Annotated in this window: 13 protein-coding genes and 1 pseudogene; 11 read left to right on the forward strand and 3 right to left on the reverse strand. The window is 46.1% G+C overall.

The features are described from left to right. Positions 1–68: 68 nt before the first annotated feature. From rnhA to K365_RS0114780, 3 genes are all read left to right on the forward strand, one after another. Positions 69–764, forward strand: coding sequence for a ribonuclease HI (gene rnhA / locus K365_RS25820; RefSeq protein ID WP_029725373.1), 696 nt, complete (start codon positions 69–71; stop codon positions 762–764). 79 nt (positions 765–843) lie between these two features. After that, positions 844–1,056: a hypothetical protein gene (locus K365_RS0114775; protein WP_024335202.1), complete on the forward strand. Its 213-nt coding sequence runs from the start codon at positions 844–846 to the stop codon at positions 1,054–1,056. A 257-nt stretch (positions 1,057–1,313) separates the two neighbouring features. Beyond that, positions 1,314–2,336 carry a porin gene (locus K365_RS0114780; protein WP_024335203.1) on the forward strand — a complete coding sequence of 341 codons (1,023 nt, stop codon included), beginning with the start codon at positions 1,314–1,316 and terminating at the stop codon, positions 2,334–2,336. A 90-nt stretch (positions 2,337–2,426) separates the two neighbouring features. On the opposite strand, the gene K365_RS0114785 is transcribed toward K365_RS0114780, so the two are convergent. From K365_RS0114785 to K365_RS0114795, 3 genes are all read right to left on the reverse strand, one after another. Then, the gene (locus K365_RS0114785; RefSeq protein WP_024335204.1) at positions 2,427–2,612 is read right to left on the reverse strand and encodes a hypothetical protein; all 186 of its coding nucleotides are present in this window, start codon (positions 2,610–2,612) and stop codon (positions 2,427–2,429) included. Positions 2,613–3,129: 517 nt separating this feature from the next. Then, positions 3,130–3,360: a type II toxin-antitoxin system HicB family antitoxin gene (locus K365_RS29415; protein ID WP_211221157.1), complete on the reverse strand. Its 231-nt coding sequence runs from the start codon at positions 3,358–3,360 to the stop codon at positions 3,130–3,132. A gap of 145 nt (positions 3,361–3,505) precedes the next feature. Then, on the reverse strand, positions 3,506–4,024 hold the full coding sequence (locus K365_RS0114795) for a LysE family transporter (protein ID WP_084489850.1): 519 nt from the start codon (positions 4,022–4,024) through the stop codon (positions 3,506–3,508). A gap of 1,015 nt (positions 4,025–5,039) precedes the next feature. Between K365_RS0114795 and K365_RS0114805 the strand changes: the two genes are divergently transcribed. The 8 genes and pseudogenes from K365_RS0114805 (at position 5,040) to K365_RS28485 (ending at position 12,527) form a co-directional block, all read left to right on the forward strand. Beyond that, the gene (locus K365_RS0114805) at positions 5,040–6,251 is read left to right on the forward strand and encodes a helix-turn-helix domain-containing protein (RefSeq protein WP_024333136.1); all 1,212 of its coding nucleotides are present in this window, start codon (positions 5,040–5,042) and stop codon (positions 6,249–6,251) included. A 12-nt stretch (positions 6,252–6,263) separates the two neighbouring features. Beyond that, positions 6,264–7,085, forward strand: a complete 822-nt coding sequence (locus tag K365_RS0114810) for an ExeA family protein (protein ID WP_024335207.1) — start codon at positions 6,264–6,266, stop codon at positions 7,083–7,085. Positions 7,086–7,674: 589 nt separating this feature from the next. Next, positions 7,675–8,013, forward strand: a complete 339-nt coding sequence (locus tag K365_RS27965) for a hypothetical protein (protein WP_156887729.1) — start codon at positions 7,675–7,677, stop codon at positions 8,011–8,013. Positions 8,014–8,050: 37 nt separating this feature from the next. Next, entirely contained in the window at positions 8,051–9,601 is a 1,551-nt protein-coding gene (locus tag K365_RS0114820; protein WP_024335209.1) for a Mu transposase C-terminal domain-containing protein, read from the forward strand. Positions 9,602–9,613: 12 nt separating this feature from the next. Continuing rightward, a complete protein-coding gene (locus tag K365_RS26680) occupies positions 9,614–10,405 on the forward strand; it encodes an ExeA family protein (RefSeq protein WP_024335210.1) in 792 nt (263 codons plus the stop codon). Between the two features lie 13 nt (positions 10,406–10,418). Further along, the gene (locus tag K365_RS0114830) at positions 10,419–10,709 is read left to right on the forward strand and encodes a CHC2 zinc finger domain-containing protein (protein ID WP_024335211.1); all 291 of its coding nucleotides are present in this window, start codon (positions 10,419–10,421) and stop codon (positions 10,707–10,709) included. A 146-nt stretch (positions 10,710–10,855) separates the two neighbouring features. Beyond that, positions 10,856–11,035 (forward strand): hypothetical protein, encoded by a 180-nt coding sequence (locus K365_RS0114835; protein WP_024335212.1) that lies wholly within the window; start codon positions 10,856–10,858, stop codon positions 11,033–11,035. Positions 11,036–11,637: 602 nt separating this feature from the next. Beyond that, positions 11,638–12,527: pseudogene (locus K365_RS28485) on the forward strand (ISAzo13 family transposase). The last annotated feature ends 64 nt before the right edge of the window (positions 12,528–12,591 follow it).

A 12,591-nucleotide genomic window follows, 5' to 3' on the forward strand; every position in this document is an offset into this window, starting at 1 on the left:
ATGGCGATGATTTTTTTCATGCCTGCCGGGACTTTACAGGGTGAAACAAAGCCGCTATAGTGCGCCGCATGAAATATTATGCTGTCGCCACCGGTCGCACCACCGGCATTTTTACTACCTGGCCTGAGGCCAAAGCCCAGGTGGAAGGATTTCCCGGGGCTGTTTACAAAAGCTTTAAAACCCGGGAACAGGCTGAGGCCTTTCTGGCGGACCCCGTCCTGGGAACCGGCAGAAAAAAAACCGCTTCCAGTCAAAAATCCCGGAACAACGGCCCGTCAGGTGCTGACAATGACTGGCCTGAGGGCACCATTGTGGTGTACACGGACGGCAGCGCCATCGGCAATCCCGGACCCGGCGGATACGGGGTGGTGATCCGGAAACATCCGGACACCCCGGCAAAGGAACTGTCCGGCAGCTACGGGCACACCACCAACAACCGCATGGAGATGACCGCCGTGATCAAAGCCCTTCAAGCGCTTCAGGGAACGGTCTCCCCCGTGGTGGTGCACTCGGACTCCCGGTATGTGGTGGATGCCCTGACCAAAGGATGGGCCGCAGGATGGGAAAAAAGAGGCTGGAAACGGTCCAACGGCCAGCCGGCCCTGAACCCGGACCTGTGGAAACAGCTGCTGCCCCTGGTTCAATCCCTGAATGTGCGGTTTGTCTGGGTCCGGGGTCACAGCGGCAATCCTTTGAACGAACGCTGTGATGAACTGGCCAATACCGCGGCCCGGAACGGGAATCCCCAGGACGACACCATGTAATTCACCGATATTTGCGCCCTTACTTTAAGATATTTCGAAGTTATCATTCGAAATATCTTAAAGTAAGGAGGCTGATATAGTGAAAGCCAAAGCCGGGGAGCGGGCAGTCCCGGAAAAACTGAACTTCAACCGGGTAACCCCTCTGCTGAACCGCAGATACCGGTCGGTTAGCAACCTGCTTGCCCTGAACATGACCGGAAAAGAGATTTTGCCGCGCCGACAGTTTATGTGCTTCAACCCGTTGCATATCAGTCCGGCCGCTGAGGTCCCCGACACTCAATCATTTGTCTGAAAACATCCGCAGGGATGCGGCCAGTGACACCACCAGGGCTGCCCAACCAGTTTCCAATACAAAAACAATTCGATTTTAATAAACAGCAAATTCTTTTTTAACAGATGCCGGGCACAATCTCAGTGTTTTGAATCCCGCCCCATCGGACCGGATCTGATGGGCGGAGACCGCGGCCTGAATGCACGAATTTTGTTGGCGACTGCGAATGACCGGGCATCAGGTCAATTAAATATTTAATTAATAAAAAGGGAAAAAACATGAAAAAGTTTATTATCGGGATTACGGCCCTGGCGATGGTCCTAACCGCCGCCATGAGCGCATCGGCGGCAGAATGGAATTTTTACGGAAACGCCAGAATCGGAACATTTTTCGAAGATACTGACAATCCAGGCGGCACTGACACCACCAGCTATAACCAGTATCTGCACGGCAACTCAAGGATGGGTGCCAAGGTCAATGTCAGCGACGAACTGCGGGGCCGATTCGAATACGGCACCGGCGTCAACGTCAGACAGCTCTGGGGTGAATGGGATTTCGGCGCAGGTTCATTTCTGGTTGGCCAGACCTACACCCCGCTTTACATGAACTATTCCAGCCAGGTGTGGAACGGAGACAACGGTCTTGAAAATTACGGGGCCTGCTCTGTTTCCCGTCGTCCCATGCTCCAGCTCAAGTTCGGGGGCCTGAAAATCGCTGCGGTTCAACCGGCTTCCGATGATCTGGGCACGGGCGGTACCGAGGAAATCGCCATCCCAAAAATGGAAATCAGTTACAGCAACAAGATCAACAATTTCTCCTACGAAATTGCCGGCGGTTACAACTCCTACGAACTCAGCACAGGGGGCCTGAGCTATGACGTAGATTCCTGGGTCATCGGCCTGGGCGCCCAAGTAAAATTTGGCGCAGCCTATCTGGGCGGTAACGTATACAGCGGTGAAAACCTGGGTGCTTATGGTGTGAAAACCACTTCAGACGCAGATCCTGTTGTGTCCGGCACAACTCTTCTGGATAACAGCGGCCTTGGTTACATCCTCGTGGGCGGGTTCAAATTCAACGATATGGTCACCGTTGAAGCCGGATACGGCTACGAAGAATCTGAACTGGACAATACCGGCCAGGAAGACGATTCCACGGCTTACTACGTCCAGGCAAGACTCACCCTGGCTCCGGGGGTTTATATTACGCCTGAAATCGGTATCGCGGATCACGGTAAAGACCGAAACGGCGTGGAAGAAGAAGAAATCACTTACTACGGCTGCAAATGGCAGATCAGCTTCTAAGGTAGCAGCAGCGTATACGCCTGACTCAGTATCTTCAGGGCAGTCCCGAACGGGACTGCCCTGTTCTATTCTTCATTCCCCGTATGAAAATCAACTACCATCCGAAAGCGGATGACCGGAGCAGCCAAAGGCTGTTCTCATTTGAAAATCCATGGTATCGCCCTTGAAGAGAAAATTATTAATTTCGCAAATATTTGCATTATTAATAAAAAGTAGCATTCTCCTGCTGGTAAATTTTGAAAAATATTTCGGTCTGCCAATATTTTGTCGTTCCATTATGGGTAACCACTGGATTCTCCTTGAAAGGGGAAATTATCGGTACAGTCACAATGTTTGGCTGATCGCATATCCCCGATTGGCAGACCTTTCAGTTTCATTTCAAACCAACAGTGTCAGAAATACAAAAATTTGTATTTCTGACACTGTTCAAATGATACATGCCGGTATCCCGCACAGGTAAAGGGATAGCTGGAAATGGACAATATGACATGCCCGACATATTCACTTGAGAATCTGTACCTGATCCATCTGGCAATAGAGACTGCATCGCCAAATTTTGCTGCCGGCACAGAAAAGCACAGTCCATTGTTTTCACTTCCACTGTCCAGTTTTTTCACTTTATTGAGTTCATGAGTTGCATTGGTATCCTTTATAAAAGCGCCCTTTGAAAATTTCTGGTATGGGATAATTTATCATTGAGCACGATAAATCTTAACGCCCAGATGGAGACGTGGGAATGAAATGCCGCAAAATGAGCATCATTCTGCAAGCTGATGTTTGGCCTGTAATATTATCAAACTGAAACCGCCTGATATATAACTGGTCGATATTTAGGGAGCGGAATAGTTTTTCCATCTGCTCGTGCTGCCGCTATCCACAAATCTCTGGCCTTCTGGACTTCATGCAATACCTCGTCAGGAGTCTCGCCGAACGCGGAGCAAGCCTCAAGATCGGGTATATCAGCGATGTACCCTTTGTCATCATCTGAATAGAAAATGTTTATATGATAGTCCTGTATTATTATTCATCCTCCAGTTTAAGATCATGTTTCTCAACCACTTTCAGAAACTGGCGAATTTGATATGGTTTGGCTTGCCCCTTGACATCTTGCAGATTCACGAGCTCAGGAACCAGGCCTTGGATAATGCAATTTTTTGGAGAAGGATCACTTATCCATTCTTTAGAGTTTTGATTGCCCGGATGATGCCGTAAAAGATCAGCACGCCACCCACCACGCAGTTTAATATTTGCACAAGCCAGGCCGGAATGCCGGATTTAAGCATGGATAAAATATACATGCTTAAAGACAGGAAAACAAAGGTAGATAATCCGGTGCCGATCGCGAATATCATGAGCTGGTTTTTCTGATAATTTTTTTCAATGGCTTTGGCGGAAAAAATGCTGCTCCAGAAAACAATGGTCAGCGGGCTTGAAATCGTCAGTATGAAACAGCTTGTAAAACTGCTCAAAGGGGTCCAGACCGAAACGACATGGGCGGTCTCACTGATGCCTGCAATTCCCTTATGCAGGATCATCAGACCGAATAAAACCAGTATGACCGAACCGGTGATTCCGAATTTTTTCTTGATCCCGTTTTTCTGGAGCAGCTTTCCGATTCCGATCAATGACAAGTTTATATAGATGTAATCGACTAGGGTAACGGCCAGAATGCCGGACAGGCTATTGATAAAATCGCTATCTGCTAAGTCTCAGAATTTTTGGTTAAAAAATCCAAGAATCGTTATCCCGAAGACCCCGGTTACCCCGCGCTATCCCGCAAGAAAATAGTTTAATTCGTATCCCGCTTATCCCGCCCCTCGTTTTGAGGTAAGGGAAGAGTCCCTCTTTTTGGCTTGGAGTTGACTATTGCACCGTCAGGCGCTAAGTCTTAAGTGTAGAGAGGCACAATAATATCCCAAAAATCCAGCCTAAAATCCCACGCATGTATGCCTAAATGAAATTTTTCAGGTGCAATATTTTGAGATTACGACGGAAGCTTTTTCATGGACAGCAGGAACCGCTGTATGCCTTTTATCCTCCTCCCCCCTTTTGGGGGGGATAAGAGGGGGGGGCATGTGTTATACCCTCCTTTGCAAAGTTTAACAATTAAACAGGAGGACACATGCCCCGATCATGGAATCTATTGATAACTGTTTTATCAGAAATTACAAGAAAAAACTGCATTGCACTTGCTTGCTGTCCCCACTGCGGGAACCGTCATACGTATATAAAATGGGGGTTTTACAGGCGATATCTATTTGATGATGAGCTGATAAATATCCAGCGTTTTCGCTGTGACAATGATCAATGCCCATGTAAAACCTTTTCAATTCTTCCCCATGCGCTATTGCCAATACTCAGGATCTCTCTGTGCATGTTGATGTATGTTCTTGATATGTACGAACAAGGAAACAATATCGCAGATATTGTCCGGCACACCGGCGGCAATTGGCCGCGAACACAGCGGTGGATAAAAAAAGCGTTGATAATCCGTGACTGGTTCAAGCAAGGACATGGCAATCGAATGTCCCCATGCTTATCTTCCGGCAGATCCTGGGCATCATTTGTCAGAGATTTTTCCTGGACTTTTTACCCGGAAAGATTCAGATAAAAAAGCACCAACACAAAACGTATATATAATAAAATCAGTCAGTTTGTTAAGCAATTCTCCTGGAGTTCAACTTTTTTAAACAGGAGGTTTAAGTGAGAGAACAAAATGACGAGAAATTAGAACTGGCCATATGGCGTTACGGGATTATCAGCCCTCTTCTGCACAGGGAAGCCAACAGCCTTCCCTCTGGAGAGCTGCTTGACCAGGCGTCCTGGCAGCGGTATGTCCATCCAAACGGTTCCCATATGAGATTGAGTGCAGAAACCCTCAGGAAATGGCTATACCGCTACCTTCAAAGTGGCCTGCCAGGCCTGATGGGCAAAGTCAGATCTGATAAAGGTAACCACCAGATCCCGGATAAGATCACTTCAGCAATGGTTGCTCTGCGGGAGGAACACCCAAGATGGACCCTTGCCAGGATGATCAAGGAACTGATTAAAACCAACAGGTGGAATGGAAGAAAACCCAGCAGGTCTGCCATTTACAGATTTGCAAAAGCCCATAACCTGCAAAGAGACCCCCACATTGATCCAAACGGGAATGTACGGCCTTTTGCCTTTGACCATTTCGGTCAATTATGGATTGCTGATTTTCTCCATGGTCCAAAATTGTTCAAGGACAATAAAAAGCACAAAACCTATCTCCATGTCATCCTGGATGACAGCAGCCGGTTTATTGTTCATGGTGGATTTTACCTGACCGAATCGGTTGAACCTTTACTCTATGATCTCATGGGTGCGGTCAGACGATTTGGAATTCCCCAGCGTTTTTACGTCGACAATGGGTCGGCATATATCAGCCGGCACCTGAAGATCCTTTGCGCCAGGAACGGAATTGATCTGGTCCATACCCCACCATTTGTCCCTCAAGGCAGAGGCAAATTAGAAAGGCTGTTCAGGACCGTCAGGGATCAGTTCCTTTGTGATAAATTTAAAACCATTAAGCAGATCAATGATGCGTTCAAATCCTGGGTTGCCGGATATCATGAAACCCTGCACTCATCTTTGGAATGTTCCCCGTTGCAAAAAAGACTGCAAAGCAAAAATGTATGCCGTGCTTTGTCGCCGTCGATTGACATTGAAGCCTTGTTCAGGATGGAGCGGCGTTGCAGGGTTTACAATGATTGCACCATCCATTTCAAAAAAATCAGGTATGAGGTACCCGGATGCCTGCCAGGATCCCGGGTAACCATTTATTATATGCCCTGGGACAAAACCTGTATCTACTACGGCAATGAAATGAAAAAGGCACGTATCGTTGACCTTGGCGCCAATGCAAGACGATTTGAACATCCAAATCAATAGGAAACCATACAAATGACTCATAAACAATCTCCACTGGAATTTTTTAATTGTAAATATCATCCGTTCGCAAATACTTACCGACTGAAAACCCCTTATCTGGGAGAGCAGGACAAGCGATTTCTCAGGACAGCCATATCGTTGATCTCCTCTGGAAAAAGTTTTGCTTTGTCCGGGCCCTCAGGTGCCGGCAAATCAACATTAATCAACTATGTTTTATCCCAGCTCGATGCAAACTGTTATAAACCTTCCCTGGTCCATTACGGTGGATTACAGCGCAACGGAATGCTCAAAGCCTTTGCTGACGTTCTTGGGGTGGAAACAAATGGTAGGACCGTGCCTTTGCTGATCAGCCTGCAAAAACAGATCACAAACATGGCATCGGAACACCGCAGTGTGTTCCCGGTATTTGTTATTGATGATGCCCACCTCATGGAAAAGGAATCATTAATGGATATCTGTTCCCTGATGTTTAATCCTCAAAAGGAAACCGTGGCCGCAAGTTTTATTCTTGTGGGAGATGAAACCTTTGAAAAAAAACTCTCACTGCAAATTCTGGCTTCTGTAAAAACCCGACTCACCGGGCAATTTAATTTGAATCCCTTGAATGACGATGAAAGTCTTGAATTTATCAAATTCAGGTTATCCAATGCAGGTGCAACAGAAACGCTGTTTGATCCGGATGCTTTAAACATTTTATCATCCCATTGCAGAGGGAATCGACGACACATCATGAACATGGGCACGTTGCTTTTAACCGAAGCCTTTTACAGACAGGAAAAAACGATCAGTGCGGAATTGATTTTCAATTGTGACCAGATAAAGATATCTGAGTGAAACAGAGGCATACGAGAGGGGACTCCGATGCCAAGGGATAACTCAGTGCGGTAGACTGCTGTCTGCTCGGGGCCTGGTAGTTTTGTTTTGATTACTATCAGGCCCTACCTATATCCCCAATAGGTAAAATAACCTGACATATTCTTGGGATCAGACAGCGACAATCTACACTTAAGTCGCCAAACAAAAACCAACACCAAAAAGAGAGACTATCATGACTTACACCAAATGCGGGTCCAAAGACAAGTTCAATTTTTTGCAGGCTGCGAGCGCTGAACAGATTCAAGGACATACAAACCAGGTCCGCCAAGGACTTGATCCGTGTATTCTGCCGCCATGTTCACGCTGTGGTGTTACCCCGGATTTTTTTAAACGACATGAAAACCGCAGGCGCATATTTTACATTATCGTGGAACTGATTGTGATAAAGGTTTTGGGTCTGCTTTCCCGCTGGAAGTGCCCTGGTTGCAACAAAACGACCACAAGCTATCCCGGCTTTGCTCTCCCATACAAACGCTATACCCTTCCCACTATACGAACATTCAATCAGGCTTATGTTCAAAATCAGGCTGCCTCATACCGGGGGCTGGTGGCTGCATGTCCATTGGTATATGGGATGCTGCCCGAGTCCGATTCCAACCGGGAACCCATGATGGAGCACTCCACCATCCACAGGTGGATCAGCACCATGGGCAGTTACAGTCATCTGGTTCAAACCGCTACAGACCTGGTCATCCAGGCGGATCCTGCTACCCGACTGCACCGGCATCTGGCAGGGCTGAAAGTCTCTCCCGGTAAATACAGATCCCCGTCAAGAAAGCAGACCCTTCTCACCTGTTTTTACCTGGTGTTTCTCATGCCACTTTACCGGGCTATTTTCCAGACCGGCATTTTCCCCAAGTTGGCAACCCGATCCGGCTATACATGAGATATGGTCCCTCCTGAACCTTAAAAGGAGGTGACTATTGGATAAAAAAAATGAACAATGGGCAGTTTTCTGGTGCGATCTCTTACAACCCATCATTTATGAAGAGATTTCGCCGGAAGAAACGAACCGGTATCTAAAAACCCTTTCCCTGGAAAAGGTGGTGTATCCGGACGGGCAGTGCCGCAGTCCTTCTCTTTCGACCCTGAAGCGAAAACTGTCTGCATACCGGACCTGCGGATTTGACGGGCTGGCCAGAAAACCCCGCACAGACAGGGGAAAAAGCAGAAAAGTCTCTGATGACATCATTGAAACGGCAATTGCTTTAAAAAAAGAGCAGCCGTTTCGTTCCGATGTTGTCATCAACCGGTTTCTTGAAGATAAATTCGGCGAGACTATTCCCCGTTCAAGCCTGTACCGGGTGTTGAAAGAGGCAGGAGCCACCCGGCGCAAGCTGGGGATAACCACCAAGCCGGTTCGCAAACGTTGGAGCCGTGAAAATTCCAACGATTTGTGGATCGGTGATTTTGAGGAAGGGCCTTACGCAATCGACAGTTCAGACGTTGTGCCTACCTATTTGTCGGCGTTTATCGACTGCCACAGCCGGTACGGGGTTGCAGTACGGTACTATTACCGGCAAAATCTGGATGTTCTGATTGATACCCTGCTGCGGGCTCTGGCCGCACATGGCAAGCCCCTTGGTCTATATGTTGACAATGCCAAAGTATACCATGCCAGCGGCCTCAAGGCTGCCTGTTACCGGGCGGGCATCCGGTTGATGTATCGAAAAGTAAGGGATCCGGCCGGCGGTGGCATCATTGAACGTCTTTTCCTGACCATCCAGAAGCGGTTCGAAGCAGAGGTCAAAGCAAACGATATCCTGACTTTGGATGAAATGAACCGTTTTCTGACCGCTTTTATGGCGCAGGATTATCATAAAACCCTGCATTCAGAGATCAAAACCACGCCGGAAGAATCCTATAAAAAAGGGCTTCGTGTTATCCGGCAGATGGATTTGAGTGATTTTTGCGCCTCTTTTATGCAAAGGGCTGAACGAAACGTCCATACCACTTTTTCCGATGTTCAGCTTCACAAGCGGTTCTATAAAACCGATCCCCGGCTTCGCGGTGACCGGGTAGAGGTCCGGTATGATCCTTTTTCCAGTCAAGATACGGTCCAGATATACTCGCTCAAAGGGGTGTACCTGGCAGATGGCCGGCTGCATCAGCGGACCAAGACAGATCCAGTGCCTCCTGCAAAAAAACTGGAAAAACCCGCCCACAACTACCTGGATCTTCTTGACCGGCAGCATCAGCAGGAACTGTCCAAAAAAACCGGAGGCATCGACTACCGGAAAGCTGCAAATTCACGTCCATGGCCATTCCATGAATTTGCCAGACTTATTGCCGATCTTCTCGGGGAAAAAGGCGGGCTGGGGGCGTTCAATGCCCAGGAACTGGAAGCCCTCAAAAAGACGTGGAACATGCATACCGGCATCAATAAAGCCATGGTCCGACAAGCATGCGCAGCAGCCGGCCATAAAACCATCCCTCATGTCATCAGAGAACTGAAAACCCTGTTTTACAAATAAGGAGAATGCCCCATGTTTTTTACCCATTTCAATATGAACACCCATCCGTTTGCAGAAAACCCTCCCATTGACTGGCTATTGACCGACAGCCGTTTTGAACAGGCTCTGGCCCGTATGAAATTTTTCCTGGAACAAGGACGTCTTGCCCTGATTACCGGTCAGACAGGTGTGGGCAAATCCTCCCTGCTGCGGTTGGTCCGCCAGAACATGCCGCAAAATCGTTTTACACCGCTGTACCTGCACCTGACCAGTGTGAAATCCGGTGCGTTTTTGCGGCTTATTGTGACCGAACTCGGAGAGGCACCACGGTTCGGCAAAGACCGTTTGTTCCTTCAGATTGTTGACCGCATCAAAAAAAACGACACAGAGACCATCATTATCATCGATGAAGCCCACCTGATCTCCGTGGAAACGCTGATCGACCTCAGGCTTCTGATCAGCACCGGCATCGATGCCGACCTGCCATTGAAAATTATCCTCAGCGGCCAGGAAACCCTGACAGTTCAGCTCAAGCGTGCCAGTCTGGCCGACCTGGTCAACCGAATCAATGTGCGATACCACATCAAATCTTTGACCAGAGACCAGACCATTGCCTATATTGACCACAGACTCAAATGTGCCGGCGCAACAGACAGATTGATGACATCCGATGCAAAAGCCCTGATCCACGATTATGCCGGCGGCGTTCCCAGGTCAATCAACAATATTGCCACGGCCTGTTTGATCCATGCCGCATCCCAAAACATTACCGCCATTAATGAATCCATTGTCAATGACACCATGGCTGAGTTCAAGCTGCCATAAACAGGAGAAAATTATGGGACAACGCTATTCAAAAAACATACTTCGAAAGCTGAGAAACGATATCCCGGTCGATTTTGTGATTGCTGATGTCTTAAAACAACCCAATAAGATATCGGAAGGCTATTTTCGCTTTTTGTGTCCAAACTGTGGCGAGTTCAACACAGCTGTAAATCCAAAAACCAATCTCGGCCGTTGTTTTTCTTGTGAAAAAAACTTCAACCCCATCGACATGGTCATGTCTGTCAAAACCTATAGTTTTACCCAGGCGGTAGAATATCTGATGACGGTGGCCAGATTGAATTGAGCCTTATGGCCGCCGGCGGCACTGATATAAGATGGCACCGGCGGCCTTTAAAATCAGGGTATATTTTTTGTAAAGCGTCGTACATTTATCAATAAACCAGAAATGGCAAGGTTATCAGAGCCTGGTATTTTAAAAAGGTGCAGCTTATGCGTGGCGGATATAGAGGAAAACCAAAACCAAAATTACCATCACATCTAAAACGTGTTCATGTGAATGCCCGTATCCAAAAATGGATGCTTGATGAACTTAAAAGAAAAGGAGAGGTTGGTATAGTTTTGGAGTATATCCTGATTAAAGCAGGGTTCAAATATCAACCGAAAAAATGAAATAATGGAAGAATAGTTTAGAACTTAACACTCTGTCGCTGGGGAATTTTGATCCGACCATTGGGGGGGGTGCTCATCCGAATTCTTGAGACAAATGAGGTCAAGTAATGCGAGACTTAGGAATAGAAATTCAATAACCTGATCAAAAGTATCATAATATCAGTAGGTTATAAAAATCTAGACATTTCATTTTCAATATGTAATAGTTATGGTGCCATAATAACCAGTTAAAAAACAAGGCACCAATGATTATGCATAAAAAAAAGAAGCAACCAGGACCTAAGCTCTTTTCACCATATAGCAGTGACATGGAAATTTTAATCCAAGAAACCCATTCTCAACTTTCAGAACTGGAAAAACGGACATATGCCGCTGTAGAAGCGCTAAAATTACCTCGCGGCGGGATATCCTATATTTCCAGACTCCTTGGATGTAGTAGAAATACCATCCGTCGAGGGATTGAGGAATTAAAGAACCCAGAGATAAAACCTCAAAATAGAATTCGTGAAAAAGGAGGAGGAAGGAAGCCTGCCATAGAAACAATTGAAAATATAGATGAAGTCTTCCTCAAAGTCATTGACGACCATATCGCTGGTGACCCAATGGATGCAAAGATTCGTTGGACCAATTTAAGTCATAAAAAAATTGCATCCAAAATGAAAATAGAAGGAATCAACATCAGTGTAACCGTGGTTAAAAAATTGTTAAAAAAACATGGATTCACAAAGCGTAAGGCCATTAAAAATTTGTCTATTGGGTCCTCTAAAAATCGAAACGAACAATTTGAAAAGATTACGCAGTTAAAAGAACAATACCTCTTGGATGGCAATCCGGTGATAAGTATGGACACAAAAAAAAAGAACTTTTAGGGAATCTATACCGGGATGGTCAAGTTTATAGTACGGGTACAATTGAAGTCTACGATCATGATTTTCCATATCTTGCTGAAGGGATAGTGATTCCCCACGGTCTTTATGATTTAAAATCAAACAACGCCTATGTAAACATAGGCGTTAGTAAGGATACAAGTGAATTTGCCTGTGACTCGATAAAGGCATGGTGGAAAAATTATGGAAAGCTTCAATATCCAAATTGTACTTCAATCCTCATCCTTGCTGATGGTGGTGGTAGCAATTCAGCCCGTCATTATATTTTCAAAGAAGATTTACAGAATCTGGTAGATGAAATCGGAGTAGAAATTCGCATGGCACATTTTCCCCCCTATACATCAAAATGGAATCCTATAGAACATAGACTATTCCCTCACATTACCAGGTCTTTAAAAGGGGTCATCCTAAAAAGTCACGACTATGTCAAAGAACTGATTGAAAATACAAAAACACGAACAGGTTTGGAAGTTAAAGCCCACATTATAAAAAAAATATATCAGACCGGAAGAAAGTATGCTGATAATTTTAAAGAGACCATGAGAATCATTTTCGATGATTATCTGGGGAAATGGAATTATAGGGCGATACCAGGAAAAAACTAATTATGTTCAATTTATTTTATATCAATTCCTTAGCAGCTATCCATCGTGATTGATAAAATATAAA

The organism is Desulfotignum balticum DSM 7044 (genome assembly GCF_000421285.1).
GTDB classification, from domain to species: Bacteria; Desulfobacterota; Desulfobacteria; order Desulfobacterales; family Desulfobacteraceae; genus Desulfotignum; species Desulfotignum balticum.

Bases quoted from the DNA above. Each gene is read 5' to 3' on its own strand.
- rnhA (WP_029725373.1), top strand. From the start codon at position 69: ATGAAATATTATGCTGTCGCCACCGGTCGCACCACCGGCATTTTTACT.
- K365_RS0114780 (WP_024335203.1), top strand. From the start codon at position 1,314: ATGAAAAAGTTTATTATCGGGATTACGGCCCTGGCGATGGTCCTAACC.
- K365_RS0114785 (WP_024335204.1), bottom strand. From the start codon at position 2,612: ATGGAACGACAAAATATTGGCAGACCGAAATATTTTTCAAAATTTACC.
- K365_RS0114810 (WP_024335207.1), top strand. From the start codon at position 6,264: ATGACTCATAAACAATCTCCACTGGAATTTTTTAATTGTAAATATCAT.
- K365_RS26680 (WP_024335210.1), top strand. From the start codon at position 9,614: ATGTTTTTTACCCATTTCAATATGAACACCCATCCGTTTGCAGAAAAC.
- K365_RS0114830 (WP_024335211.1), top strand. From the start codon at position 10,419: ATGGGACAACGCTATTCAAAAAACATACTTCGAAAGCTGAGAAACGAT.
- K365_RS0114835 (WP_024335212.1), top strand. From the start codon at position 10,856: ATGCGTGGCGGATATAGAGGAAAACCAAAACCAAAATTACCATCACAT.